Origin of the sequence: Cupriavidus sp. 30B13 (genome assembly GCF_049059565.2) — a bacterium.
GTDB lineage: Bacteria > Pseudomonadota > Gammaproteobacteria > Burkholderiales > Burkholderiaceae > Cupriavidus.
Window position 1 is genome coordinate 2,831,265 of sequence record NZ_CP188223.1, and the last position, 23,828, is coordinate 2,855,092.

Consider the following 23,828-nt stretch of genomic DNA (forward strand, 5'->3'; position numbering starts at 1 on the left):
TGGGTCCCGAGCGAAGTCCAGGGGAACGTCACCCGGCGGCTGCCGGGCTCAGACGCGGCGGAAGACAAGCGTGCCGTTGGTGCCGCCGAAACCGAAGTTGTTCTTCACCGCCACATCGATCTTCAGGTCGCGTGCCGTGTTGGCCACGTAGTCCAGGTCGCATTCGGGATCCTGGTTGACGATATTGATGGTGGGAGGCGAAACCTGCTGGTGCAGTGCCAGCACGGTAACCACGGATTCGAGGCCGCCGGCGCCGCCCAGCAGGTGGCCCGTCATCGACTTGGTCGAATTCACGGCCATCTTGTAGGCATGGTCGCCGAAAGCCAGCTTGATGGCTTCGCTTTCGTTCTTGTCTCCGAGCGGGGTCGAGGTGCCGTGCGCGTTCAGGTAGCCCACCTCGTCGGCGTTGATGCGGGCGTCCTTGAGCGCATTGACCATGCAGCGGCGCGGACCGTCCATATTGGGCGCGGTCATGTGGTAAGCGTCGCCGCTCATGCCGAATCCGATCAGTTCCGCATAGATCCTGGCGCCGCGCGCCTTGGCCGATTCGTACTCCTCGAGCATCATCACGCCGGCGCCTTCGCCCAGCACGAAACCGTCGCGGTCCTTGTCCCACGGGCGGGAGGCGGCGGCGGGATCGTCATTGCGGGTCGACAGCGCGCGCGCGGCGGCGAAACCGCCGATGCCGAGCGGCGAAACGGTGGATTCCGCGCCGCCCGCCACCATGGCGTCGGCATCGCCGGCCTGGATCAGGCGGGCTGCCAGGCCGATGCTGTGCAGGCCGGTGGTGCAAGCGGTCACCGCAGCCAGGTTCGGGCCCTTGAGTCCGTGGTAGATGGACAGATGGCCCGAGATCATGTTGATGATCGAACCCGGCACGAAGAACGGCGAGATCCGGCGCGGACCGCGGTTGGTCAGCTCGGCATGGGTATCCTCGATCATCGGCAGGCCGCCGATGCCCGAGCCGACCAGCACGCCGATGCGGTCGGCATTGGCTTCGGTCACGACGTAGCCGCTGTCCTTCAGCGCCTGCGTACCCGCTGCGATGCCATAGTGGATGAACGTATCCATATGGCGGGCTTCCTTGGCCGGGATGTAGTCCTCGGCCTTGAAACCCTTCACTTCGCCGGCGAAGTGCACGGCAAGCGCGGAATGATCGAATTTGGTGATGGTGGCGATGCCAGACTGACCGGCAACCAGATTGGCCCAGCCCTCGGCAACCGTGTTTCCGACCGGAGACACAAGGCCAAGCCCAGTGACGACGACGCGACGACGGCTCACTATGATTTCCTACGGGTACGTGAAGCAGAACCGGAACGGTAACCGGAGCCGGCCGCAGGCCGGTGCCAGGCCACGCCGGTCACGGCGGGGCATATCCGATTGTGCTTCTTCGAACAGACGAAAGCCACAGAAAACAGCGCGGTCGGCCCTGCGGCCAGCCCGCCTGTTTTCTGTGGCTCGGAATCCAGATACGACAGGCTTAGGCCTTGACGTGTGCGGTGGCGTAATCGATAGCCTGTTGCACGGTCGTGATCTTTTCGGCTTCCTCATCGGGAATTTCCATGCCGAATTCATCTTCCAACGCCATCACGAGCTCAACCGTGTCCAGCGAATCCGCACCGAGATCGTTCACGAACGAGGATTCGTTCTTGATGTCAGCCTCGGCCACGCCGAGTTGCTCTGCCACGATTTTCTTGACGCGTTGTTCGATATTGTCCATGTAACCCTCCAGGGAAGTTCGACAAAAAGTGGGCGCATTTTAGCAGGTTTGGACCATAAAAATCCCACCCGCCTTCCATTGCAAGAATCGCGCCCGTTCAGTTCAAAAAACAACCACTTCACACGGCATCTGCCGGCTTCTCCCTCGAAACCGGCCGCCGCGAAACGTGATCAATTCATGTACATGCCACCATTCACATGGAGCGTAGTACCGGTGATGTAAGCCGCCTGGGGGCCGGCCAGGAATGCCACCGCGTGCGCGATGTCTTCCGGCTGGCCCAGGCGGCCCAGGGGGATCTGGGTCTTCAGTGCCGCGTGCTGCTCATCCGACAGCACCTTGGTCATGTCGGTGTCGATGAAGCCCGGCGCCACGCAGTTCACGGTCACGCTGCGGCTGCCGATCTCGCGCGCCAGCGCGCGGCTCATGCCTTCCACGCCGGCCTTGGCGGCCGCGTAGTTCATCTGCCCCGGGTTGCCGGTCGAGCCGACCACCGAGGTGATATTGATGATACGGCCGCCACGCGCCTTCATCATCGGCCGCAGCACGGCGCGCGACAGGCGGAACACGGCGCTCAGGTTGGTCTCGATCACCGCGCTCCAGTCCTCGTCCTTCATGCGCATGGCAAGCTGGTCCTGCGTGATGCCGGCATTGTTGACCAGGATGCCGAGGCCGCCGTGCGCCTTGACCACTTCGTCGATCAGCGCCTCGGACGCCGCGGCATCGTTGACGTTGAGCACGGCGCCGCGGCCTTTGCCGCCGGCTGCCGCCAGGTATTCGCTGATGGCGGCCGCGCCCGCTTCGCTGGTGGCGGTGCCGATCACGGTGGCGCCCTGGGCGGCCAGCTCCAGCGCGATGGCGCGGCCGATGCCGCGCGATGCGCCCGTTACCAGCGCGGTCTGGTTTTCCAGAGTTTTCGTCATTGCGTTGGTCCTTGTCTTGTCCTTGCCTTACTTGAGCAGCGCCAGCGTGTCCTGCAGCGAGGCCGGATCGAAGATCGCGCCGCCGGTCAGGTTGCCGTCGATGCGCTTGGTCATGCCAGCGAGCACCTTGCCGGGGCCGCATTCGATCACGTGGGTGACGCCTTCGGCAGCCATCTTCTGCACGCACTCGACCCAGCGCACCGGCGCCGCGGCCTGGCGCACCAGCGCATCCTTGATCGCCAGCGGATCGTCGACGATGGCCACGTCCACGTTGTTGACCAGCGGAATGGCCGGCGCGGCGAAGGCCATGCCGGCCATGCGTTCGCGCAGGCGGTCCGACGCCGGCTTGAGCAGCGAGGAGTGGAACGGGGCCGACACCGGCAGCGGCAGCGCGCGCTTGGCGCCGCGCGCCTTGGCCATTTCGCAGGCCTTCTCCACGGCCGCCTTGTTGCCGGCGATCACCACCTGCGAAGGCGCGTTGAAATTCACCGCTTCCACCACACCGGCGCCCGCGGCCGAAGCCTCGGCGCAGGCAGCGCGCACGTCGTCGTCGGACAGCCCAAGGATGGCGGCCATGGCGCCCTCGCCCACCGGCACGGCTTCCTGCATGGCCTGCGCGCGGAAGCGCACCAGCGGCACCGCGTCGGCAAACGGGATCACGCCGGCGGCCACCAGCGCGGAATACTCGCCCAGGCTGTGGCCGGCGACCAGTGCGGGGGCCGCGCCGCCGGCATCGATCCACGCGCGGTAGATCGCCACGGCGGCGGTCAGCATGACCGGCTGGGTATTGGTGGTGAGGTTCAGTTCCTCGGCCGGGCCTTCGGCAATCAGGCGGCCCAGGTCCTGCCCGAGCGCCGCCGAGGCTTCATCCAGCGTGGCGCGCACGACGGCGTTGTCGGCGAAGGCGTTGAGCATGCCGACAGCCTGCGAACCCTGGCCGGGGAATACAAAGGAAAATTTCATCGCAATCGAATCTTAAAGATGAATACCGCGCAAGCGCAGCGGTGTGGCGGCGCCGGGGCGCCGCCGGATGTCACATGCGCGCCAGCACGGCGCCCCAGGTGAAGCCGCCGCCCACGCCTTCCATCAGCACGTGATGGCCCGGGCGGATGCGCCCGTCGCGTACCGCGACGTCCAGCGCCAGCGGGATCGAGGCGGCCGAAGTATTGCCGTGCTCGTGCACGGTCGCCACCATGCGCTCGGCCGGCAGACCGAGCTTCCGGCCGGTGCTCTGCATGATGCGGATATTGGCCTGGTGCGGCACCAGCCAGTCGATCTTCTCGGCCGGGAAGCGCGCGGCGGCGAGCGCCTCGCGGGCAACCTTGTCGAGCACCGTCACCGCCAGCTTGAATACCGCCTGGCCGTCCATGTGCAGGAACGCATTGCCGGTGATGTTGCCGCCCGCCACGTTGCCCGGCACGCACAGGATGTCGACATGGCTGCCATCGGCATGCATCGCCGCGGACAGGATGCCGGGTTCCTCGGAGGCCGACAGGACCACCGCGCCGGCGCCGTCGCCGAACAGCACGCAGGTGGTGCGGTCATTGAAATCGAGAATGCGCGAGAACACTTCCGCGCCGATCACCAGCGCATTGCGGTGCGAGCCGCTGCGGATGAATTTCTCGGCCGTGGACAGCGCATAGACGAAGCCAGAGCACACGGCCTGCATGTCGAACGCGGCGCAGCCGTTGGTGATGCCAAGCTTCTGCTGCACCAGGCAGGCGGTGCTGGGGAAGACGAAATCCGGCGTGGACGTCGCCACGATGATCAGGTCGATGCTCTGGCGGTCGATGCCGGCCGCTTCCAGCGCGCGCTCCGCGGCCTTGACCGCCAGGTCGCTGCTGGTGACGTCCGGCTCCGCCCAGTGGCGCGCCGAGATGCCGCTGCGCGAGAATATCCATTCGTCGCTGGTCTCGATGCCCTTCTCCGCCAGTTGCGCCGCGAGTTCTTGATTGGTGACACGCCGCGGAGGCAGATAGCTCCCGGTCCCGATGATTTTTGCGTAGCTTGTCATGTAATGTCGGATCGATCGTGTGGCCGCGGGTCGTCGCCCGCGGCATCTTCATCAGAACCTCAGGCGGCGTACGGGCTTGGACTAGGATCCTGGGCGCCTGACTGCGGGCCGGAAGCCGGAGTGCTGTTACCTGACTTGTTGGCGAAAGCCTGAATGGTGCGAGCGATCACACCATTACTGGCCGCATCATACCCGCGTTTGATAGCCCATTCAAAAGCGTGCGCGTCGGCCGAACCGTGGCTCTTGATCACCAGCCCGCGCAGGCCCAGCAACGATGCGCCGTTGTAGCGCGCGGGGTCCAGCCGCCGGGACAGGCGCTTGAGCACCGGCATGGCGAAGCCCGCCAGCAGCCTGGTGAACCACGAACGCGTGAATTCTTCCTTGATCATGTTGCCGATCATCTTGGCCAGGCCTTCGCTGCTCTTGAGCGCGACGTTGCCGACGAAACCGTCGCACACCACGATGTCGGTGGTGCCCTTGAAGATGTCGTTGCCTTCCACGTTGCCGTAGAAATTGAGCTCGGAAGCGCGCAGCAGCTCGCCGGCGCGTTTGACCACGTCGTTGCCCTTGATCACTTCCTCGCCGATGTTGAGCAGGCCGACGCTGGGGCGCTCCTTGTGGTCCACCACCGCGACCATGGCCTCGGCCATGCGCGCGAACTGCAGCAGGTGCTCGGGCTCGCAGTCGGCATTGGCGCCGAGGTCGAGCACCGTGGTGCCCCAGCCCTGCTCGTTGGGAATCGACGTGGCGATCGCCGGGCGCTCGATGCCCTCGAGCGTCTTGAGCACGTAGCGCGACACCGCCATCAGCGCGCCGGTGTTGCCCGCCGAGATGCACGCGTCGGCCAGGCCCTCTTTCACCTGGGTCACCGCCACGCGCATCGAAGAATCCTTCTTCTTGCGCAGCGCCACCTCGACCGGATCGTCCATGGTGATGACTTCGGTCGCGGCCACGATGTGCACGCGCGGATGATCGAGCGCCTGCAGCTTCCTGAGCTGGGCCTCGATGCTGTCGCGCAAGCCGACCAGTACCACTTCGGCGTCGCCATGGCTGGAGAGAAAACTGATCGCTGCCGGGATCGTCACGCTGACGCCGTGATCGCCACCCATGCAGTCGATAGCTAGTTTGATCGTCATTGTTTCCTGGTGCACAAGCGCCTATCGGCATGACTTGAAGGCCGGAAGCCTGCACTGCGGTGCGCTGCGAGCGCGCAACAAAAAAGCGGCAACGATTTTGCCGCTTTTTTGTTTTTGACCTACCAACGTGCGCGTACGAGACGCAAAGTCACGCCGAACGATCTGTCAGTCGTTCTTGGTCTTGATGACCTTGCGGCCACGATAGTAGCCGTTCGGGCTCACGTGGTGACGCAGGTGGGTCTCGCCCGTGGTCGGTTCCACCGCCAGCGGCGCGGCCGACAGGTGATCGTGCGAACGGTGCATGCCGCGCTTGGACGGCGACTTCTTGTTCTGTTGAACTGCCATGATGACTCCTTCGAGAATTTTTCAATGGTAACACACGCATCCCGCACGAGGCGTAGCCGGGCCCGGCCGGATGCTGATCCTGGTGCCTTGCGGACATTGCCTGAATACCGGCGAACCGGCGTCAGTGCTTCGTCTTCAGGCCGGCCAGCGCCGCAAAGGGCGAAGGCCGTTTTTCTTCCTCCGGCGGCTCCTCTGGTTCGGGCTCCGCCAGACCGTCCGCCCCGGTCACGAGGCTTTCGTGCACCTCCGGGCAGACGTCGTGCTTGGGTGCAACCGGCAATGCCAGCAGCACTTCATCTTCAATCAGCGACAACAGGTCGAAGCGCCTGGAGCCGACGATCACGTCGACTTCGTCGTCGTCCATGGACGCCGCATCGGCCTCTTCCTCGCTGGCCACCACCTCGAAACACATGTCCGTGGCGATGGTCTCGGCAAACACGCGCAGGCAGCGCTGGCAATCCAGCCATACCCGCCCGTCCACGGTCAGGTCGACGAACAGGCGCTGCGTCGCCGGCGCGCCGGGTTCGCCCTCTTCTTCCTCGACAAAGCCGGAAAGCGCATAGGCAAACACTTCGTCCGGCGCCGAGGCTGGCGCTTGCGCCGAGGTCTCGGCTATGATGCGCGGCAAATCGCGCGCCGCGACTTCACCTGCTGCCTCGCCGCCAGCGCGGCAGAACGCGAAGAGATCGAGCGCGCGCGGGTCAATCGGCTGGGTCGGCTGGGTCATGTCTTGTCGTGCCGTTCGTCGTGCCTCGCGGGGCGCGCCCCGCGGGCCGGTTCCGGCGCAGCGCCGGGCGAACCGGCTGGCGCGAAACATGACCCTGGAGCCGCAAACCCCCGGCATGCCGCCGGTATACACACAGCGATGCGCCGGACTTGCTCGGCTAAACACGCGATTATACGTCGATTTTTCGTCCGCGGTCAAAAATTTGGAAGACGGCAATAAGCCGCTTTCCCTTTCCACTCAATCACTTATGTCGCAACCACCTCGCCCCGCCCTGATCCTCGGCTCCAGTTCGCCTTACCGCCGCGAACTGCTGGAGCGCCTGCGCATTCCCTTCGCGGTGGCAGTGCCGGACATCGACGAAACCCCGCTCGCCGGCGAAAGCCCCGAGGCCACCGCGCTGCGGCTGTCGCGCGCCAAGGCGCAGGAGATCGCCGGGCGCCATCCAGGCGCGCTGGTGATCGGCTCCGACCAGGTCGCCACACTCGACGGCGCGCAGATCGGCAAGCCCGGCTCGCACGAAAAGGCCCTCGCGCAGCTGCAGCGCATGCGCGGCCGCACCGTCACCTTCCATTCCGCCCTGTGCCTGCTCGACGGCCGCACCGGCGAAGCGCAACTGGCCGACGTGCAGACGCGCGCCACCTTCCGCGACCTGCCGGACCACGAGCTGGAAGCCTACCTGCGCCTCGAGCGCCCGTATGACGTGGCCGGCAGCGCCAAGTCCGAAGGCCTCGGCATCGCCCTGCTGTCGCACATGGAGTCCGACGACCCTACCGCGCTGGTGGGCCTGCCGCTGATCGCGCTGACCACCATGCTGCGCCAGGCCGGCTATCCGCTCTTCCAGCACTGAGCGCGCCAACCAAGACATCGACGGAAACCAAGCATGAGCGGCATCCTTTACCTGATCCCCAACACGCTGGGCAAGCGCGACGAGACCGACCCGCTGCCGGACGTGATCCCGGCCGGCGTGCAGCAGATCGCGGCGCGGCTCGACTACCTGGTGGCGGAAAACGCCAAGACCGCCCGCGCCTTCCTGAAAAAGCTCGGGGAGACCTGCCCGCTGGCCAGGCCGATCCAGCAGATCGAAATCCGCGAGCTCAACGTCAACACGCGCGACGATGCCCTGGCCGCCCTGCTCGCCCCGCTCCGCGCGGGCCGCGACGGCGGCCTGCTGTCCGAGGCGGGCGTGCCGGCGGTGGCCGACCCCGGCGCCAACCTGGTGCGCCTGGCGCATGCCAGGGGCGTGCGCGTGCGCCCACTGGTGGGCCCCAGCTCGATCCTGCTGGCGGTGATGGGCTCCGGCCTGAACGGCCAGAGCTTTGCCTTCAACGGTTACCTGCCCGTCGACGCGGGCGAGCGCGCCCAGCGCCTGCGCGAGCTGGAACAGCTCTCGCGCAAGGCCCACCAGACCCAGGTCTGGATCGAGACGCCCTACCGCAACGGCCAGTTGCTCGAAGCGCTGCGCCAGCACTGCGCGGGCACCACCATGCTGTCGATCGCGGTGGACCTGACCTTGCCGGGCGAAACCATCGTCACGCTGCCGATCTCCGAATGGCGCCCCGAGCGGCTGGCGCTGCACAAGCGTCCGGCCATCTTCTCGCTGCTGGCCGGCTGACCGGCTGACCGGCTGACCGGCATGCGGAAACGAAAAAACGGGGCGTCGCCGCCCCGTTTTCGTTCCGCGCGCCTTCGCTGGCTCAGTGGATCGCCTGCAGCCGCGTGCCGAACAGCATGGTCTTCATCGCCGCGGTGCCCATCGCCGCGCCGAAGCGCTTGGCAACGCGTTCCGCGATGTTCTCCTTGACCGTGTAGTCGACGATATCCTCGGCCTTGAACAGGTCGCGCGCCACGTAGTCGGCATTGCCGAGGCCGTCGGCCAGGCCCAGCTCGACGCTGCGCTCGCCGGACCAGAACAGGCCGGAGAACAGGTCCGGATCGTCCTTGAGACGGTCGCCGCGCCCTTCCTTGACCACGTCGATGAACTGCTGGTGGATCTGCTTGAGCATGGTCTCGGCGTACTGCTTCTGCCGCGGCACCTGCGGCGAGAACGGGTCGAGCATGCCTTTGTTGGCGCCCGAGGTATAGAGCCGGCGCTCCACGCCGAGCTTGTCCATCAGGCCGGTAAAGCCGAAGCCGTCCATCAGCACGCCGATGGAGCCCACGATGCTGGCCTTGTCCACGTAGATCTTGTCGGCCGCCGCCGCCACGTAATAGCCTCCCGAGGCGCAGATTTCCTCCACCACCACGTAGAACGGCTTGCTCGGGTAAAGCGTGCGCAGGCGGTGGATCTCGTCGTTGATCATGCCGGCCTGCACCGGCGAGCCGCCCGGCGAGTTGATCTTGAGGATGATGCCGGCGGCGTTGTTGTCGGCGAACGCCGCCTGCAGGGCCGCGTTGACCGATTCGGCGCTGGCCGGCGTGCCGGCGGCGATCTCGCCGTCCAGCGACACCATCGCCGTGTGGCGGCCCGAGGTGGAGATGCTGCCGTCCCCCTTGAAATCGAAGATGGCGAAGAAGACCAGGGCGAACAAGGCAACGCCCACGAAGCGGAAGAAGATGCGCCAGCGGCGCGCGGCGCGCTGCTCGCGCAGGGTGGCCATCAGCACCTTCTCCAGCACGTCGCGCTCCCAGCCGGTGCCGGTGGGCACCGGACCGGCGCCACTGCCCGCCAGGCGCGCGCGGCGCTCGCCGGCTTCGCGCTGGGCCGCCGCATCGCCGGCGCGCAGGTCCTGCTCCAGCGGAAAATCGGCGCGCGCGGCGGTTTCCAGCCGCTCATCCGTGGAACCGGGCGCCCCGGCGCTGGCTGAAGCGGCCGGTTCCTGCGGCTTGCCAGTTTCGTCCTGGGGCGGTTTTTGCTGTTCAGTCATGCAGTTGGCTCTTGGTTCGCTCTTGGTTGTCGGTAACGGACGAGCTAGACGGGCTCGACGGATGATGCGGCGGGCGCCTCGTACGGGCTTTGCGGCACCCAGTAGACGCTGCCGCCATGTTCTTCCATGCGCAACTTCGACAGCGACGCGCCGCGGCAAGGACCGCCCACGCATAGTCCGCTGTCCGGCGCATAAATCGCGCCATGTGTCGCGCACATCAAGTATAGGCCCGAGGACTCGAAAAACTGGCCTTCCTGCCAGTCGAGCTCCATCGGCACGTGCGCGCACCGGTTCAGGTAGCCGTGCACGGCGCCGTCGAAGCGCACCGCGAAGGCCCCCACCTGCCGGCCGCCGATCTCGACCACGAAGCGCACGCCGGCGCCACCCTCGGCCAGGTCCGCGGCCGCGCACAGCCGGCGCGCGCCCGCCGCCAGGGAAGCCGGCGTCTCAGGCATGCGTCAGCAGCCAGTCTTTGAGGTCGGCGATCGACGCCGCGCAATGCAGCGGCGCCATCGCGCGCAGCGAATCCGCCGGATGGGCGCCGTAGCCCACGCCGATGCCGGCGGCCCCGGCATTGGCCGCCATCTGCAGGTCGTGCGTGGTGTCGCCGATCATCACGGTGCGCTCCATCTCCTGGCCCAGCTCGCGGGTCAGCTCCTGCAGCATGGCCGGGTGCGGCTTGGAGAAGGTTTCGTCGGCGCAGCGGGTGCCGTCGAACAGCGGCCCGAGGCCGGTGGCCTCCAGGGCGCGCTGCAGGCCCACCCGTGTCTTGCCGGTGGCCACGCCGAGGAAGTAGTGCCGGCCATGCAGCTCCTCCAGCATCTCGCGCACGCCGTCGAACAGCACCAGTTCCGCATCGCGGGTCAGGAAATGGAAACGGTAGCGCTCGGCCAGCCGCGGGTAGTCGGCCGGGTCCAGCGTCGGCACGGCGTAGGACAGCGCATCCTTCAGGCCCAGCCCGATCACGTGGCTGGCGGCGCTGTCGTCGGGCACCGGCAGGCCGAGGTCGCGGCTGGCCAGTTGTATGCATTTGGCGATGGTCGGGGTGGAATCCATCAGGGTGCCATCCCAGTCGAACACGATCAGGTCGAAACGTTGCTGCCTGGCCATTGATATCCTTGTGGGCGCCTCAGTCGTGGGCGCGCTGGTTGCGGGCTTGCTGCAGGAAGGCTTCGCATTCCGGCGGCATGGGGGCGGTGACCGTGACGCTTTCGCCACTGGCCGGATGCGTGAAGGTCAGGCTGTGCGCGTGCAGGAACATGCGCTTGAGCCCGGGATTGGCGCCGCTGCGGGCCAGCGCCTTGTTCAGGCCGTAGTCGCCGTATTTCTCGTCGCCGAGGATGGGAAAGCCCGAATGCGCCAGATGGACCCGGATCTGGTGGGTACGGCCGGTCTTCAGCTCGGCTTCAAGCAGGGTAAAGCCCGGCAGCGCCTCGATGCGGTTGAAGATGGTGTGCGACGCCAGGCCGTCTTCCTGGACCCGCACCCGGCGCTCCCCGTCGGCGGTGGTGTATTTATATAGAGGCAGCTTCACGTGCTGCCGGGCATTCTCGAAATGTCCCGCCACGCAGGCGAAGTAGCGCTTGTCCAGCGCGTTGCCACGGATCTGCTCGTGCAGGCCGACCAGCGCGCTGCGCTTCTTGGCCAGCATCAGCAGGCCGGAGGTTTCGCGGTCGAGGCGGTGCACCAGCTCGAGGAACCTGGCCTGCGGGCGCGCGCGGCGCAACTGCTCGATCACCCCGAACGCCACGCCCGAGCCGCCGTGCACGGCCACGCCGGCCGGCTTGTCGATCACCAGCAGGTGTTCGTCCTCGAATACCACCGGGAAACTGGCCGCGGGCACGAAGCGCGCGGTATCGGATGCCTTTTCCGCCACACGCATGGGCGGAATGCGCACCACGTCGCCGGAACAAAGGCGATAGGTCGCGTCCACCCGGCCTTTGTTGACGCGCACTTCCCCGGACCGCAGGATGCGGTAAACATGGCTCTTGGGCACGCCTTTGGACAGCTTGAGCAGGAAGTTGTCGATGCGCTGGCCTTCCGCCTCTTCGCCGATGGTTACGTACGCCACCTGGGGCGCGGCCGCGGCGGGCCGCACCTCTTTTTCAATTTGATGGCGTAACTCATTCATTTTCAATATAATTTCCTCGCTGTTCCGGCCAAAGACCGGCAGCGCAAGTCAGGTGTAGGCGATTCGTCGTATTTTACACTTTGGGTTGCCGCCAGCCCTGCCAGCCTCCCGCTTCTTTGCGTACCCCGCGAGCCCGCGGCTGGTGAATGGCAGCAAAAACGCAGCACGCACGGTATCGCCCGCGCAGGAAGTTGCCCAAAGGCGACTTCGGCGCTGACGGCGGTCACGTGGGAAGAGTGTTCAGGTAGAACAGAATTTGATCGCGGATGCCCTGTTGGCATCCGCTCTGGTGAGAGAAGTCCCGCCCGCACCGGGAAACGGTGCCGCCGGCATGCTTCAGACGCCGCCTGACTGGTTTATTACCGGCGCCCGGTCGCAGAACTCCAAGAAGTAGTAGGTGCGCCCGCCAGGAGATGTCAGGTAGCGAAGCAGCATTGCCGTGTCGACAAACTTGCTCTTTGACGCGTCCTAGGCCTTCCGCGGCCGGCCGCGGTGCGACCGGCGCCCCTTGCGCCCGCACCGCCGCCCATGCCAGCCGGAAACCCGCCGGAAACGCTGCGCAGAGCAGCACGCCGGCGTTCTCTCCGACCATGCGGACGGCGCTTCGACGTCGTTACCTCTCTTTCACCCGCGCCCAGCCGGGCCGCGCCTGCCGGCGCGCCGGCGCTTTCGGCAATTCTCGCGCCCTCGCTCGCTCCCTTCGCGTGCTCCACGGAACGCCGCGGGCACCGCATGCCGGTGCAATCCGCAGCATTGGAGTGAGGTAATGCGATGAAACGCATGTTGTTCAACGCGACGCAGCAGGAAGAATTGCGCGTCGCCATTGTCGATGGTCAGAAACTGATCGACATCGACATCGAGGCGGCCGGGCGCGAACAGCGCAAGGGCAATATCTACAAGGGTGTCATCACCCGCATCGAGCCGTCGCTCGAGGCCTGCTTCGTCAACTACGGCGAAGAGCGCCACGGCTTCCTGCCGTTCAAGGAAGTCGCGCGGGCCTTCTTCAAGGAAGGCGTGGACGTGCGCAACGCGCGCATCCAGGACGCGCTGCACGAAGGCCAGGAACTGATCGTCCAGGTGGAAAAGGAAGAGCGCGGCAACAAGGGCGCCGCGCTGACCACCTTTATCTCGCTGGCCGGCCGCTACCTGGTGCTGATGCCCAACAACCCGCGCGGCGGCGGCGTGTCGCGCCGCATCGAGGGCGAGGACCGCCAGGAACTGCGCGAAACCATGGGCCAGCTGACCGTGCCCGACGGCATGAGCATTATCGCCCGCACCGCCGGCATCGGCCGCTCGGCCGAGGAACTGCAGTGGGACCTGAACTACCTGCTGCAACTGTGGAAGGCCATCGACGGCGCCGCCGGCGACAACAAGGCCCCGCTGCTGATCTATCTCGAATCCAGCCTGGTGATTCGCGCCATCCGCGACTACTTCCAGCCGGACATCGGCGAGATCCTGATCGACACCGACGAAATCTACGAGCAGGCCCGCGCCTTCATGAGCGTGGTCATGCCCGACAACATGAACCGCGTGAAGAAGTACCGGGACGACGTCCCGCTCTTCTCGCGCTTCCAGATCGAGCACCAGATCGAATCGGCCTACTCGCGTATGGTGATGCTGCCCTCGGGCGGCGCCATCGTGATCGACCACACCGAAGCGCTGGTCTCGGTGGACGTGAACTCGGCCCGCGCCACCAAGGGCGCGGACATCGAGGAAACGGCGCTGCGCACCAACCTCGAAGCCGCCGACGAGATCGCCCGCCAGCTGCGCCTGCGCGACCTGGGCGGCCTGATCGTGATCGACTTCATCGACATGGAAGCCAGCAAGGCCCAGAAGGACGTGGAAACGCGCCTGAAGGACGCCCTGCGCCATGACCGCGCGCGCGTGCAGATGGGCAAGATCAGCCGCTTCGGCCTGATGGAGCTGTCGCGCCAGCGCCTGCGCCCGTCGCTGTCCGAGGGCTCGCACATCACCTGCCCGCGCTGCAACGGCACCGGCCATATCCGCGACACCGAATCCTCCGCCCTGCAGGTCCTGCGCATCATCCAGGAAGAAGGGATGAAGGAAAACACGGCCGCCATCCACTGCCAGGTGCCGGTGGAAGTGGCCGCGTTCCTGCTCAACGAGAAGCGCCAGGACATCAACCTGATCGAGATGCGCTTCAAGGTCAACGTGCTGCTGATCCCGAACAAGCACCTCGAGACCCCGCACTACAAGCTCGAGCGCCTGCGCCACGACGATCCGCGCCTGGAAGACAGCACCGCCAGCTACAAGATGGCCGAGGCCGCCGCCAAGGAACTGGAAGCCGACACCAGCTACAGCAGCCGCAAGAAGGAAGACGCCAAGCCGCGCCAGGAAGCGGCCGTCAAGGGCATCACGCCGGAACAGCCGGCGCCCGTGTCGGTGCCGCGCGCCGAGCGCCCCGCGCGCCCCGAGGTGCCGGTGGCCCGTCCGGTGCCGGCCACCCAGCCGGTGGCCAGCGGCGGCTTCATGGGCTGGCTCAAGAGCCTGTTCGGCGCCAAGCCGGCGGCCCCCGCCGCTGAACCGGCCAAGCCGGCCGAGACGGAACAGCGCAACGGCGAAAACCGCCGCGAACGCGGCCAGCGTGGCGAACGCGGCGAAGGCCGCGGCGAGCGCGGCCAGCGTGCCGAGCGCGGCGAACGTGGCGACCGCCAGGGCCGCGGCCAGCGCGGCGAGCGCGCGCCGCAGGAGCGTGGCGAACGCGCTGAACGTGCCGAGCGCGGCGAACGCGTCGAGGCCCGCGGCGAACGTGGCGAGCGCACGGAACGCGCCGAGCGCGGTGAGCGCGGCGAGCGCAACGGCCGCGCCCCGCGCCAGGCCGCCCTCGAAGTCCAGCCGGCCCGCCAGCCCGAAGGCGCGTCAGCCGAGCGCGCCGAAGGCCGTGGCGAAGGCCGCCGCGACCGCAACCAGGAGCGCCGCGAGCGCCAGCGCGAACGCCAGCGCGACCGCGGCGAGACCTCGCGTGAAGACGAAGCCGGCGAAGGCCTGGCAGCCGAAGCCGCCGCCACGGCCGCCACGGCCGCCACGGCCACGGTAGCCGTCGCTGCCGCCCCGGTGGCCCAGCGCGACGAAGCCGACAACGCACGCGCCGATCTGCCGGAAGGCGCCGAAGGCGCCGCGAACGGCGAAGGCGCCGAAGGCGAAGAACGCCGCCGCCGCAACCGCCGTGGCCGTAACCGCTATCGCCGCGAACGCGACGACAGCGTGCAGGCCGGCGACGGCGCCGAAGGCGAAGACGCGGCGGAGCCGCGCGAAGCGGCAGCCGCTGCCGCCACGCCCGCCGCCCAGACCGTCGAGGTTGTGGAGACCGTCGAAGCCGTGGTGACCGAGTCCGTGGCCGCCGTGGCCGCCGAACCGGCACCCGCTGCCCCGGCCTACCAGCCGGCCGAAGCCTTCGCCGCCTCGCCCGCGCCGACGGTGCTGCCGGCCGAAACGCTGGCCGCGCCGGTGACGGCGCCCGCCGCGGAGCCGGTCGAAGCCGCAGTGGCCGAGGTGGCCGCGCCGGCGGAAGAAACGGCAGCAGTGGAAACCGTGGCCGCCAGCCCGGCCGCCTACGCCCCGCAGCCCGTGGCACCGGCACCCGTAGCACAAGCCGTGGAGCAGGCTCCCGCCCCGGTGCAAGCGCCGGTGCAAGCGCCGACCCAAGCGCCCGTTGCGGCACCTGCCCCGCTGGCCGCCGCCGTACCGGCACCGGCACCGGCGTTCGTGCCGGCCCCGGTCGCCATGGAAAACCTGCAGCCGATGCTGGCTTCCGCCGGCCTGGAGTGGGTGAACACCGACAGCGACAAGCTGCGCGCGGCGCAGGAAGCCGCCGCCAGCATCCCGCCGGCACCGCGCGCGGTGCGCGAGCGCAAGCCGCTGCCGCCGCTGCCGGAAGGCCCGATGGTGCTGGTCGAGACGGCCCCCGCCGTCAAGGAAACGACGCCGCAGGAATAAGCGGCCTCGTCAGGAAGCAGAAAAAGGGACGGCGATTGCCGTCCCTTTTTTCATATCCGCACGCTGCGTTCGCGCGCCGGCCGCCCGGCGGCGACGGCGCAGGCACAGGCTCGGCTAGAATGACAGCATGATGGCGCCCCGATAAGGTGCCCGAGGACAGCTCCCCCGCAACGCGCCGCCTGTCCGCCCTCGCCCCCAACCCCAGGCCATGACCGAATCCGTCATTCCCATCTTCGACCTGCGCGATCACCGCTACCGCTCGATGACCCCCGTCATCCCGCGCGTGCTTGCCGCGCCGTCGGGGCTGGTGGCCGACACCCGCGGCAGGCCGCTGCACGACCTGCGCATCTCGGTCACCGACCGCTGCAACTTCCGCTGCGTGTATTGCATGCCCAAGGAGGTGTTCGACAAGGACTACACCTTCCTGCCGCACTCGGAACTGCTCAGCTTCGAGGAAATCGAGCGCGCCGCCCGCCTCTTCGTGGCGCACGGCGTGGAGAAGATCCGGCTGACCGGCGGCGAGCCGCTGCTGCGCAAGAACATCGAGAAGCTGGTCGAAATGCTGGCGCGCATCGAGACCCCCGCCGGCAAGCCGCTCGACCTGACCCTCACCACCAATGCCTCGCTGCTCGCGCGCAAGGCCCGCCCGCTGCGCGACGCCGGCCTGACCCGCGTGAGCGTGAGCCTGGACGCCATCGACGACGCCACCTTCCGCCGCATGAACGATGTCGATTTCGCCGTGGCCGACGTGCTCGACGGCATCGAGACCGCCCAGGCCGTGGGCCTGGCGCCGATCAAGGTCAACATGGTGGTCAAGCGCGGCACCAACGATGCCCAGATCGTGCCGATGGCGGCGCATTTCCGCGGCAGCGGCATCATCGTGCGCTTTATCGAATTCATGGACGTCGGCGCCAGCAATCACTGGCAGATGGGCGAAGTCCTGCCCTCGGCCGAGGTGGTGCGCCGCATCCACGAGGCCTTCCCGCTCGAAGCCGTCGCCGCCAACTACAGCGGCGAAACCGCCGAGCGCTGGCGCTACCGCGACGGCGCCGGCGAGATCGGCGTGATCTCCAGCGTGACCCACGCCTTCTGCGGCGACTGCAGCCGCATCCGGCTGTCGACCGAAGGCAAGCTCTACCTGTGCCTGTTCGCCACCGAAGGCCACGACCTGCGCGCGCTGCTGCGCGGCCCGCACAGCGACCTGGAGATCGCCAGCGCCATCGCCGAGGTCTGGCGGGCCCGCACCGACCACTACTCCGAACAGCGCAGCGATCCCGCCGTGCGGCGGGCGCGCGCCGACAGCAAGATCGAGATGTCCTATATCGGCGGCTGAAGGCGCATCCGCGCCGCAGCCTGCCAACCGGCTTCCATCCGATGATTCCACGCGACGACATCACCGGCCTCATCCTCGCCGGCGGCAGAGGCAGCCGCATGGGCGGGACCGACAAGGGCCTGCAGCCGTTGCGCGGCGCGCCCATGGCCCTGCATACGCTGCGGCGCCTGGCGCCGCAGACCGGCAGCGTGCTGATCAGCGCCAACCGCAACCTGGCGGCTTATGCCGCCTTCGGGATGCCGGTGGTGACCGACCCGGCCAGCGACCCGGCCAGCGAGCCGGCGCCGGAATTCGCCGGGCCGCTGGCCGGGATGCTGGCCGGCCTGCGACAATGCCGCACCGGCTGGCTGCTGACCGCTCCCTGCGACTCGCCGTTCCTCCCGGCCGACCTGGCCGCGCGGCTGGCGGCGGCGGTCGAAGCCCAGGGCGCCGAGATGGCCATCCCGGTCACCGTCGACGCGGCGGGCCGCCGGCAAACCCAGCCGGTGTTCTGCCTGATGCCGGCGGCGGCGCTCGACAGCCTGGCGGCGTACCTCGCCGGCGGCAGGCGCAAGATCGAAACCTGGGCGGCCTCGCACCGCCTTGCCGAAGTGCTGTTCGAAGACGCCGGCGCCTTCGCCAATATCAATACCCTGGACGAACTGCGCGCGCTGGAAGCGCGCTGACGATCCGGGCCGCCGCCTCTTCCGGGACCGAGCCATGCCATCTCTGCAAACCGTCATTTCCTGCCTGTCCGACTACGATCCCGACGCCCTGCCGGTAGCGCAGGCCAGCCGCATCATCGGCGAGGTGGTCGAGCCCGTGCGCGGCACCGAGCAGCTCGCCCTGCGCGCGGCGCTCGGCCGCGTGCTGGCCGCGGACGTCGTCTCCACGCTGGACGTGCCCGCCCACGACAACGCGGCCATGGACGGCTACGCCTTCGCCGGCAGCGAGCTGGCCGCCGGCGGCGAAATCGCCCTGGCGGTCGCCGGCAGCGCTTTCGCGGGCGGCACCGGCTGCGCGCCCATCGCGCCGGGCACGGCGGCGCGCATCATGACCGGCGCCATCATGCCGGCCGGCTGCGATACCGTGATCCCCCAGGAATTCGTGCAGGTGCAGGGCGAGCGGATCCGCTTCGACGCGGGCGCGGTGCGCGCCGGCGACAACCGCCGCCTGCGCGGCGAGGATCTCGCGGTGGGCCAGCCCGCGCTGGCCGCGGGACGCATCCTGCGCCCGGCGGACCTGGGCCTGCTGGCCTCGCTGGGCGTGGCCGAGGTCAAGGTGCGGCGGCGCCTGCGCGTCGCCTTCTTCTCCACCGGCGACGAGCTGCGCTCGATCGGCGAGCCGCTCGACCCCGGCTGCGTCTATGACTCCAACCGCTACACCTTGCACGGCATGCTGCGGCGGCTGGACGTGGATCTGCTCGACATGGGCGTGGTGCGCGACGATCCCGAAGCGCTCGAAGCCGCGTTCCGCTCCGCCTGCGAAAACGCCGATGCCGTCATCACCTCGGGCGGCGTGTCGGTGGGCGAGGCGGACTACACCAAGCGGATCATGGCGCGGCTGGGCGACGTCACGTTCTGGAAGATCGCCATGCGCCCGGGGCGGCCGATGGCGTTCGGCCGCATCGCCTCGCACGGCCGCGAGGCGCTGCTGTTCGGGCTGCCCGGCAACCCGGTGGCGGTGATGGTGACCTTCTATCACTTCGTGCGCGCGGCGCTGCACCGGCAGATGGGCGCGCAGGTGCGGCCGCTGCCCCTGATGCGCGTGCGCAGCGCGCAGCCGATCCGCAAGAAGCCGGGCCGCACCGAATACCAGCGCGGCATCCTGGCGCAGGCCGCCGACGGCAGCTGGCGGGTGAGCCTGACCGGCCAGCAGGGCTCCGGCGTGCTGCGCTCGATGAGCGAAGCCAACTGCTTCATCGTGCTCGGCCACGAGCAGGGCATGGTGGGGGCCGGCGACGAAGTCGAGGTGATGCTGTTCGACGGGCTGATGTAGGCTGCCCCGGTGTCGTTTTTGCGCAGCAGTTTTGCCACCGTTTAGCGGCCAGATCGGGGCTTTTCCGTACCCTGCGGGTGGCGGACTATGCGCCGCAGCACCCATTCGATACACTTGCGCAACATTACTCTGCTTATTGCCCCAAGCTGTCATGAATCAGGAGATTGCGTACCTCCACCCGGTCAAAACCGCCCGCGCGCTGGTGCTCGTGTACCTGTGCTTTTCGGTACCTATCGTCTTGCTCGGCCTGTTCGTGGCCTTCATCCGCTACGGCGACCTGCCGGGCATCACCGTGTTCACGGCGCTGATCCTCAACGCGCTGGTCGGCTTCGGCCTGCTGTGGCTGGCCTGCAAGGCCTATAACTGGGTCGCGGCGCGCTTCGGCGGCATCGAGGTCACGGTCCGCGACCTGCCCTGATGCCCTGATGCCCTGACGGCTGCCCCGCCGGGCCGCAAGACGAAAAAGCGCATCGGGTCCGGTGCGTTTTTTTATTGCCCGCGGGCGCAGGCCGTGCCGGACATCCTGCCGGAACCGCGTGCTCGATCGGCGCTCGATCGGCGCTCAGCCGGCCTCCCCTTCCTCGCTTTCCCGCTCCGGCGCCGCTTCCAGGCCCAGCAGTTCCTGCGCGGCGTCGCCGGGCAGCGCCTCCACCGCGCGCAGCTTGCGTTCCATCTGGCGCGTGCGCACCTCGGCCAGCTCGATGTTGCGCGCGGCCCGCTCCAGCGTGTCGCGCGTCTTGGACAGCACCACGCCGAACTTGCCGAACTCGGTCTTGACCGCGCCCAGCACGCTCCACACTTCGCTCGAGCGCCGCTCCAGCGCCAGCGTGCGGAACCCCATCTGCAGGCTGTTGAGCAGCGCCATCAGCGTGGTCGGCCCGGCCACCGTGATGCGGTGGTCCCGCTGCAGCAGGTCGACCAGGCCGGGGCGGCGCAGCACCTCGGCGTACAGCCCTTCGGTCGGCAGGAACAGGATGGCGAAGTCGGTGGTGGCCGGCGGCGACACGTACTTCTCGGAGATGGTCTGGGCCTCGCGCCGGATCGCCACTTCAAGCTCGCGCCCGGCCGTGGCCACGCCATCCGCGTCGCCCCGTTCCTGCGCGTCGAGCAGGCGCTCGTATTGCTCCTTCGGGAACTTGGCGTCGATCGGCAGCCAGACCTCGCCGCCGTCGGGATCCTTGCCCGGCAGGCGGATGGCGAACTCCACGCGCGCGCCGGTGTTGCGCACGGTCTCCACGTTCTTGGCGTATTGCTCGGTGGTCAGCACCTGCTCGAGCAGCATCTCGAGCTGCACCTCGCCCCAGGTGCCGCGCGACTTCACGTTGGTCAGCACGCGCTTGAGGTCGCCCACGCCCTGCGCCAGCGCCTGCATCTCGCCGAGCCCGCGGTGCACCTGCTCGAGCCGCTCGGACACCAGCTTGAACGATTCGCCCAGGCGCTGCTCCAGCGTGGCGTGCAGCTTCTCGTCGACGGTGCGGCGCATCTCCTCGAGCTTGGTGGCGTTGTTGGCCTCGATCTCCTTGAGCTTCTGCTCGAGCGTGGCGCGCACCTCGCCCAGGCGCCGCTCGTTGCCCTCGGACATCTGCCCCAGCTGCTGCTGCAGCACGTCGCCGAAGCGGCGCAGCGCCAGGCCTTGCTCCTCGCGCGCCTGCAGGCCCTGCGCGAGCAGGTTCTGCCTGACCTGGTCGAGCTGCGCGGCGTTGGATTCGGTCAGCTTGGCAAGCTGCTGCGCGAACATGTCGATCTGGTTGTTCTGCAGCGTGGCGATGCTGGTGAGCTGCGACGAGAGCGTCTGCTGGAAACGCATCATCTGCTGGCCGGCCTCGCCGCGGCCGGTGCGCGCGCTCTCGGCGATCTCGGTGCGCAGTTCGCGCTCGAGCCGCTCGCTGCCGCGCGCGCCTTCCGCGCGCAGCTCGGCGAGCAGGCGCACCAGTTCAGGGCCGGCGCCGTCGGCGCGCCCGCGCCCGCGCAGCAGCAAGACCGTCAGCAGCAGCACCGCGGCCGCCGCCAGGGCAAGCGTCAGGAGGGGAATCAGGTTCATGTAGGTCGGGAATATCCAGGAGGCGCCGTGGCGGCAGGCGCGCCACGGCAGCGGGAAAACCTCAGCGGCGGCGCGCCATCACGTCGGGATTGATCACCGACCGCGGGTGCCCCGCCTGCGGCCCCGCGTCCAGCGCGGCGATCAGGTTGTCGGCGGCGAGGTCGGCCATGGCGCGCCGGGTCTTTTCCGAAGCGCTGGCGATGTGCGGGGTCAGCACCACGTTGGGCACCGCCAGCAGGCCCGGATGCACCTGGGGCTCGCCCTCGAACACATCGAGCCCGGCAGCGAACAGGCGGCGCTCGCGCAGCGCTTCGGCCAGCGCGGCATCGTCGACGATGCCGCCGCGCGCCAGGTTGACCAGCGTGGCGGACGGCTTCATCTGCGCCAGTTCCGCCGCGCCGATGCTGTGGTGGCTCTGCGCACTGTAGGGCAGCACCAGTATCAGGTGGTCGGACTGCGCCAGCAGCTCGGCCTTGCCGACATAGCGCGCGTTGAGCGCGCGCTCGGTGTCCTCGGGCAGGCGGCTGCGGTTGTGATAGATCACCGGCATGCCGAAGCCCGCCGCGCGCCGCGCCAGCGCCTGGCCGATGCGGCCCATGCCGAGGATGCCGAGCGTGCTGCCGTGCAGGTCCATGCCGAGGAACATGTCGAAGCTCCAGCGCTCCCACTTGCCGGCGCGCAGCCAGTGCTCGGACTCGGTCACGCGGCGCGCGGTGGCCATCAGCAGGGCCCAGCCGAAATCGGCGGTGGTTTCCGTCAGCACGTCGGGCGTGTTGGTCGCCACGATGCCGGCGGCGCTCAGGGCCGCCACGTCGAGGTTGTTGTAGCCCACGGCCATGTTGCAGACCGCCCGCAGTTCAGGCAGCGCCGCCACCAGCGCGCCGTCGATGCGGTCCGCCGCGTTGGCCAGCACGCCGGCCTTGCCCGCCAGGCGCGCCTTCAGCGCGGCGGCATCGAGCGCCTCGTCCTGCTGGTTGCTGTCGACGTCGAAATATTGCGCGAGCCGGTCGATCACTTCGGGAAAGACGGCGCGGGTCACGAGAATGGATGGCTTGCTCATCTTGGGCATGGGTTGCGTATCTTGCTCGGGGCTATACGTGGAAGAAGATAAAGGTCATCGCCAGGAACAGCGGCACCAGCACGCACAGCGACCACAGCATATAGCCGAAGAAGCTGGGCATGCGCACGCCGCGGCTCTCCGCGATGGCCTTGACCATCAGGTTGGGCGCGTTGCCGATATAGGTGTTGGCGCCCATGAACACGGCGCCGGCCGAGATCGCCGCCAGCGTCGAGGCGTTGCGCGTCATCAGCGTGGCGGGGTCGCCGCCGGCGGTATTGAAGAACACCAGGTAGGTCGGCGCATTGTCGAGGAACGACGACAGAACGCCGGTGGCCCAGAAATACATGCTGTCGACGGGCTGCCCGCCGGCATCGCTGACCATGCGGATCACGCCGGCGAAGGCGCCGTCCGTGCCCGCCTTGAGCATGGCGATGACCGGGATGATGGTCAGGAAGATGCCGGCGAACAGCTTGCCCACTTCGAGGATCGGTTCCCAGCCGAATTCGTTGCCGCTGCGCGCCGTGGCCGGCGTGATCCACAGCGACAGCAGCGCCACCGCCACCAGCAGCACGTCGCGCGCGGCCATCTGCAGGCCGACCGGCGTGCCCATCACGTCGAACTCGATGCCGGGCTTCCACAGTCCGCTCATCAGCACCAGCCCGACCACCGCCAGCAGCAGCACGAAATTGCGCTTGCCCTCGATGCGGATGCCCGCCGAGTCGGGCGTGGGGTCGGCGGCCGCCGGCAACTCTTCTTCCTTGTTGAGGTAGTAGTGCCGGTCGACGAAGTAGAAGATCACCAGCAGCGCGCCGCAGATGAACAGGGTCTCGGGCAGGATGTTGCGCAGGGTCCAGAAGAAATCCACGCCCTTGAGGAAACCCAGGAACAGCGGCGGGTCGCCGAGCGGCGTGAGCGAGCCGCCCGCGTTGGCCACCAGGAAGATGAAGAACACCACCACGTGGGCCACGTGGCGCCGGTTGTCGTTGGCGCGCAGCAGCGGCCGGATCAGCAGCATGGCGGCGCCGGTGGTGCCCATCAGGCTGGCCAGCGCCGTGCCGAGCGCGAGCAGGCCGGTGTTCAGGCGCGGTGTGCCGTGCAGGTTGCCGCGCACGCAGATGCCGCCCGCCACGATGTAGAGCGAGGCAATCAGCGCAATGAACGGAATGTACTCGGACAGCAGCGCATGCACGGCGCTGGCGATGGCCGCATGCGTGCCGAAGACCTGCGCGAACGGCACCAGGAACAGCAGCGCCCAGGCCGCGGCGACCTTGCCGTAGTGGCGATGCCAGAAACGCGGCGCGAGCAGCGGGAACAAGGCGATCGACAGCAGCGTGCCGGCGAACGGCAAGGCCCACGCCGGCGACAGCGCCGCGCCGTCGAGTCCGGCGGCGCCGGCCAGGCCGGGCATCAGCGCGAGCAGCGGTAAAAGCAATGCGAGGGCACGACGCATCGGCGGGATCTCCTGGTTCCTGGATTGCGGCACCCGCGCCAGGCGCGGGCGGCGGGCGGAGACAGCGCACTGGTCGGCAAGGCCCGGCACGGCGGGCCGCCGGCGCGCGGCGAGGCCCTCAAGTGTAAAGCAATCGCCGCGGCTTCCCGGCGG

At 68.3% G+C, this 23,828-nt stretch carries 22 protein-coding genes; 7 read left to right on the top strand and 15 right to left on the bottom strand.

Going from position 1 to position 23,828, the window contains the following annotated elements; all coding sequences use genetic code 11:
• Positions 1-48 precede the first annotated feature (48 nt).
• The 8 genes from fabF to ACKI2N_RS13075 all read right to left on the bottom strand — a co-directional run bounded on the left by fabF (position 49) and on the right by ACKI2N_RS13075 (position 6,862).
• Entirely contained in the window at positions 49-1,281 is a 1,233-nt protein-coding gene (fabF, locus tag ACKI2N_RS13040) for a beta-ketoacyl-ACP synthase II (RefSeq protein ID WP_420996380.1), read from the bottom strand.
• Positions 1,282-1,480: 199 nt separating this feature from the next.
• A complete protein-coding gene (acpP, locus tag ACKI2N_RS13045; RefSeq protein ID WP_008644813.1) occupies positions 1,481-1,720 on the bottom strand; it encodes an acyl carrier protein in 240 nt (79 codons plus the stop codon).
• Positions 1,721-1,890: 170 nt separating this feature from the next.
• Positions 1,891-2,640 (bottom strand): 3-oxoacyl-ACP reductase FabG, encoded by a 750-nt coding sequence (fabG, locus tag ACKI2N_RS13050; RefSeq protein ID WP_420996381.1) that lies wholly within the window; start codon positions 2,638-2,640, stop codon positions 1,891-1,893.
• 27 nt (positions 2,641-2,667) lie between these two features.
• Complete coding sequence (gene fabD / locus ACKI2N_RS13055) at positions 2,668-3,603, bottom strand: ACP S-malonyltransferase (RefSeq protein WP_420996382.1); 936 nt, start codon at positions 3,601-3,603, stop codon at positions 2,668-2,670.
• Positions 3,604-3,673: 70 nt separating this feature from the next.
• The gene (locus tag ACKI2N_RS13060; protein ID WP_420996383.1) at positions 3,674-4,654 is read right to left on the bottom strand and encodes a beta-ketoacyl-ACP synthase III; all 981 of its coding nucleotides are present in this window, start codon (positions 4,652-4,654) and stop codon (positions 3,674-3,676) included.
• A gap of 59 nt (positions 4,655-4,713) precedes the next feature.
• Entirely contained in the window at positions 4,714-5,790 is a 1,077-nt protein-coding gene (gene plsX, locus ACKI2N_RS13065) for a phosphate acyltransferase PlsX (protein ID WP_420996384.1), read from the bottom strand.
• A gap of 165 nt (positions 5,791-5,955) precedes the next feature.
• Positions 5,956-6,135, bottom strand: a complete 180-nt coding sequence (gene rpmF / locus ACKI2N_RS13070) for a 50S ribosomal protein L32 (protein ID WP_010814675.1) — start codon at positions 6,133-6,135, stop codon at positions 5,956-5,958.
• Between the two features lie 121 nt (positions 6,136-6,256).
• Positions 6,257-6,862, bottom strand: a complete 606-nt coding sequence (locus ACKI2N_RS13075; protein ID WP_420996385.1) for a YceD family protein — start codon at positions 6,860-6,862, stop codon at positions 6,257-6,259.
• 247 nt (positions 6,863-7,109) lie between these two features.
• Between ACKI2N_RS13075 and ACKI2N_RS13080 the strand changes: the two genes are divergently transcribed.
• Both ACKI2N_RS13080 and ACKI2N_RS13085 read left to right on the top strand, forming a co-directional pair.
• On the top strand, positions 7,110-7,709 hold the full coding sequence (locus tag ACKI2N_RS13080; protein ID WP_420996386.1) for a Maf-like protein: 600 nt from the start codon (positions 7,110-7,112) through the stop codon (positions 7,707-7,709).
• 33 nt (positions 7,710-7,742) lie between these two features.
• Positions 7,743-8,474, top strand: a complete 732-nt coding sequence (locus ACKI2N_RS13085) for an SAM-dependent methyltransferase (protein WP_420996388.1) — start codon at positions 7,743-7,745, stop codon at positions 8,472-8,474.
• Between the two features lie 82 nt (positions 8,475-8,556).
• Here the strand turns inward: ACKI2N_RS13085 and ACKI2N_RS13090 are convergent, their stop codons facing one another.
• The 4 genes from ACKI2N_RS13090 to ACKI2N_RS13105 are packed head-to-tail and all read right to left on the bottom strand — an operon-like array spanning position 8,557 to position 11,857.
• A complete protein-coding gene (locus ACKI2N_RS13090) occupies positions 8,557-9,726 on the bottom strand; it encodes a S49 family peptidase (protein ID WP_420996389.1) in 1,170 nt (389 codons plus the stop codon).
• Positions 9,727-9,770: 44 nt separating this feature from the next.
• A complete protein-coding gene (locus ACKI2N_RS13095; protein WP_420996390.1) occupies positions 9,771-10,181 on the bottom strand; it encodes a Rieske (2Fe-2S) protein in 411 nt (136 codons plus the stop codon).
• Positions 10,174-10,836 (bottom strand): HAD-IA family hydrolase, encoded by a 663-nt coding sequence (locus ACKI2N_RS13100; protein ID WP_420996391.1) that lies wholly within the window; start codon positions 10,834-10,836, stop codon positions 10,174-10,176. Before ACKI2N_RS13100 ends, ACKI2N_RS13095 begins: the two co-directional genes overlap by 8 nt.
• A 19-nt stretch (positions 10,837-10,855) precedes the next feature.
• Positions 10,856-11,857: an RluA family pseudouridine synthase gene (locus ACKI2N_RS13105; RefSeq protein WP_420996392.1), complete on the bottom strand. Its 1,002-nt coding sequence runs from the start codon at positions 11,855-11,857 to the stop codon at positions 10,856-10,858.
• A gap of 771 nt (positions 11,858-12,628) precedes the next feature.
• Here ACKI2N_RS13105 and ACKI2N_RS13110 point away from each other — a divergent pair.
• The 5 genes from ACKI2N_RS13110 to ACKI2N_RS13130 all read left to right on the top strand — a co-directional run bounded on the left by ACKI2N_RS13110 (position 12,629) and on the right by ACKI2N_RS13130 (position 19,542).
• On the top strand, positions 12,629-15,814 hold the full coding sequence (locus tag ACKI2N_RS13110) for an Rne/Rng family ribonuclease (protein WP_420996393.1): 3,186 nt from the start codon (positions 12,629-12,631) through the stop codon (positions 15,812-15,814).
• A gap of 208 nt (positions 15,815-16,022) precedes the next feature.
• Positions 16,023-17,147: a GTP 3',8-cyclase MoaA gene (gene moaA, locus ACKI2N_RS13115; protein ID WP_420996394.1), complete on the top strand. Its 1,125-nt coding sequence runs from the start codon at positions 16,023-16,025 to the stop codon at positions 17,145-17,147.
• 41 nt (positions 17,148-17,188) lie between these two features.
• A complete protein-coding gene (gene mobA, locus ACKI2N_RS13120; RefSeq protein ID WP_420996395.1) occupies positions 17,189-17,812 on the top strand; it encodes a molybdenum cofactor guanylyltransferase MobA in 624 nt (207 codons plus the stop codon).
• 34 nt (positions 17,813-17,846) lie between these two features.
• Positions 17,847-19,124: a molybdopterin molybdotransferase MoeA gene (gene moeA, locus ACKI2N_RS13125; RefSeq protein ID WP_420996396.1), complete on the top strand. Its 1,278-nt coding sequence runs from the start codon at positions 17,847-17,849 to the stop codon at positions 19,122-19,124.
• Positions 19,125-19,275: 151 nt separating this feature from the next.
• On the top strand, positions 19,276-19,542 hold the full coding sequence (locus ACKI2N_RS13130; protein ID WP_020206062.1) for a hypothetical protein: 267 nt from the start codon (positions 19,276-19,278) through the stop codon (positions 19,540-19,542).
• Positions 19,543-19,686: 144 nt separating this feature from the next.
• On the opposite strand, the gene ACKI2N_RS13135 is transcribed toward ACKI2N_RS13130, so the two are convergent.
• From ACKI2N_RS13135 to ACKI2N_RS13145, 3 genes are all read right to left on the bottom strand, one after another.
• The gene (locus tag ACKI2N_RS13135) at positions 19,687-21,165 is read right to left on the bottom strand and encodes a DNA recombination protein RmuC (protein WP_420996397.1); all 1,479 of its coding nucleotides are present in this window, start codon (positions 21,163-21,165) and stop codon (positions 19,687-19,689) included.
• A 61-nt stretch (positions 21,166-21,226) separates the two neighbouring features.
• Positions 21,227-22,234: a 2-hydroxyacid dehydrogenase gene (locus ACKI2N_RS13140; protein ID WP_420996398.1), complete on the bottom strand. Its 1,008-nt coding sequence runs from the start codon at positions 22,232-22,234 to the stop codon at positions 21,227-21,229.
• A 22-nt stretch (positions 22,235-22,256) separates the two neighbouring features.
• Entirely contained in the window at positions 22,257-23,675 is a 1,419-nt protein-coding gene (locus ACKI2N_RS13145) for a sodium:proton antiporter (RefSeq protein WP_420996399.1), read from the bottom strand.
• Between the last annotated feature and the right edge of the window lie 153 nt (positions 23,676-23,828).

Coding starts and splice junctions, on each gene's coding strand:
- ACKI2N_RS13130 (WP_020206062.1), top strand. CDS start 19,276: ATGAATCAGGAGATTGCGTACCTCCACCCGGTCAAAACCGCCCGCGCG.
- ACKI2N_RS13085 (WP_420996388.1), top strand. CDS start 7,743: ATGAGCGGCATCCTTTACCTGATCCCCAACACGCTGGGCAAGCGCGAC.
- ACKI2N_RS13080 (WP_420996386.1), top strand. CDS start 7,110: ATGTCGCAACCACCTCGCCCCGCCCTGATCCTCGGCTCCAGTTCGCCT.
- fabG (WP_420996381.1), bottom strand. CDS start 2,640: ATGACGAAAACTCTGGAAAACCAGACCGCGCTGGTAACGGGCGCATCG.
- ACKI2N_RS13095 (WP_420996390.1), bottom strand. CDS start 10,181: ATGCCTGAGACGCCGGCTTCCCTGGCGGCGGGCGCGCGCCGGCTGTGC.
- ACKI2N_RS13100 (WP_420996391.1), bottom strand. CDS start 10,836: ATGGCCAGGCAGCAACGTTTCGACCTGATCGTGTTCGACTGGGATGGC.
- moaA (WP_420996394.1), top strand. CDS start 16,023: ATGACCGAATCCGTCATTCCCATCTTCGACCTGCGCGATCACCGCTAC.
- ACKI2N_RS13075 (WP_420996385.1), bottom strand. CDS start 6,862: ATGACCCAGCCGACCCAGCCGATTGACCCGCGCGCGCTCGATCTCTTC.
- ACKI2N_RS13105 (WP_420996392.1), bottom strand. CDS start 11,857: ATGAATGAGTTACGCCATCAAATTGAAAAAGAGGTGCGGCCCGCCGCG.
- mobA (WP_420996395.1), top strand. CDS start 17,189: ATGATTCCACGCGACGACATCACCGGCCTCATCCTCGCCGGCGGCAGA.
- ACKI2N_RS13140 (WP_420996398.1), bottom strand. CDS start 22,234: ATGCCCAAGATGAGCAAGCCATCCATTCTCGTGACCCGCGCCGTCTTT.
- rpmF (WP_010814675.1), bottom strand. CDS start 6,135: ATGGCAGTTCAACAGAACAAGAAGTCGCCGTCCAAGCGCGGCATGCAC.
- ACKI2N_RS13145 (WP_420996399.1), bottom strand. CDS start 23,675: ATGCGTCGTGCCCTCGCATTGCTTTTACCGCTGCTCGCGCTGATGCCC.
- ACKI2N_RS13110 (WP_420996393.1), top strand. CDS start 12,629: ATGAAACGCATGTTGTTCAACGCGACGCAGCAGGAAGAATTGCGCGTC.
- plsX (WP_420996384.1), bottom strand. CDS start 5,790: ATGACGATCAAACTAGCTATCGACTGCATGGGTGGCGATCACGGCGTC.
- ACKI2N_RS13060 (WP_420996383.1), bottom strand. CDS start 4,654: ATGACAAGCTACGCAAAAATCATCGGGACCGGGAGCTATCTGCCTCCG.
- ACKI2N_RS13135 (WP_420996397.1), bottom strand. CDS start 21,165: ATGAACCTGATTCCCCTCCTGACGCTTGCCCTGGCGGCGGCCGCGGTG.
- fabD (WP_420996382.1), bottom strand. CDS start 3,603: ATGAAATTTTCCTTTGTATTCCCCGGCCAGGGTTCGCAGGCTGTCGGC.
- acpP (WP_008644813.1), bottom strand. CDS start 1,720: ATGGACAATATCGAACAACGCGTCAAGAAAATCGTGGCAGAGCAACTC.
- moeA (WP_420996396.1), top strand. CDS start 17,847: ATGCCATCTCTGCAAACCGTCATTTCCTGCCTGTCCGACTACGATCCC.
- ACKI2N_RS13090 (WP_420996389.1), bottom strand. CDS start 9,726: ATGACTGAACAGCAAAAACCGCCCCAGGACGAAACTGGCAAGCCGCAG.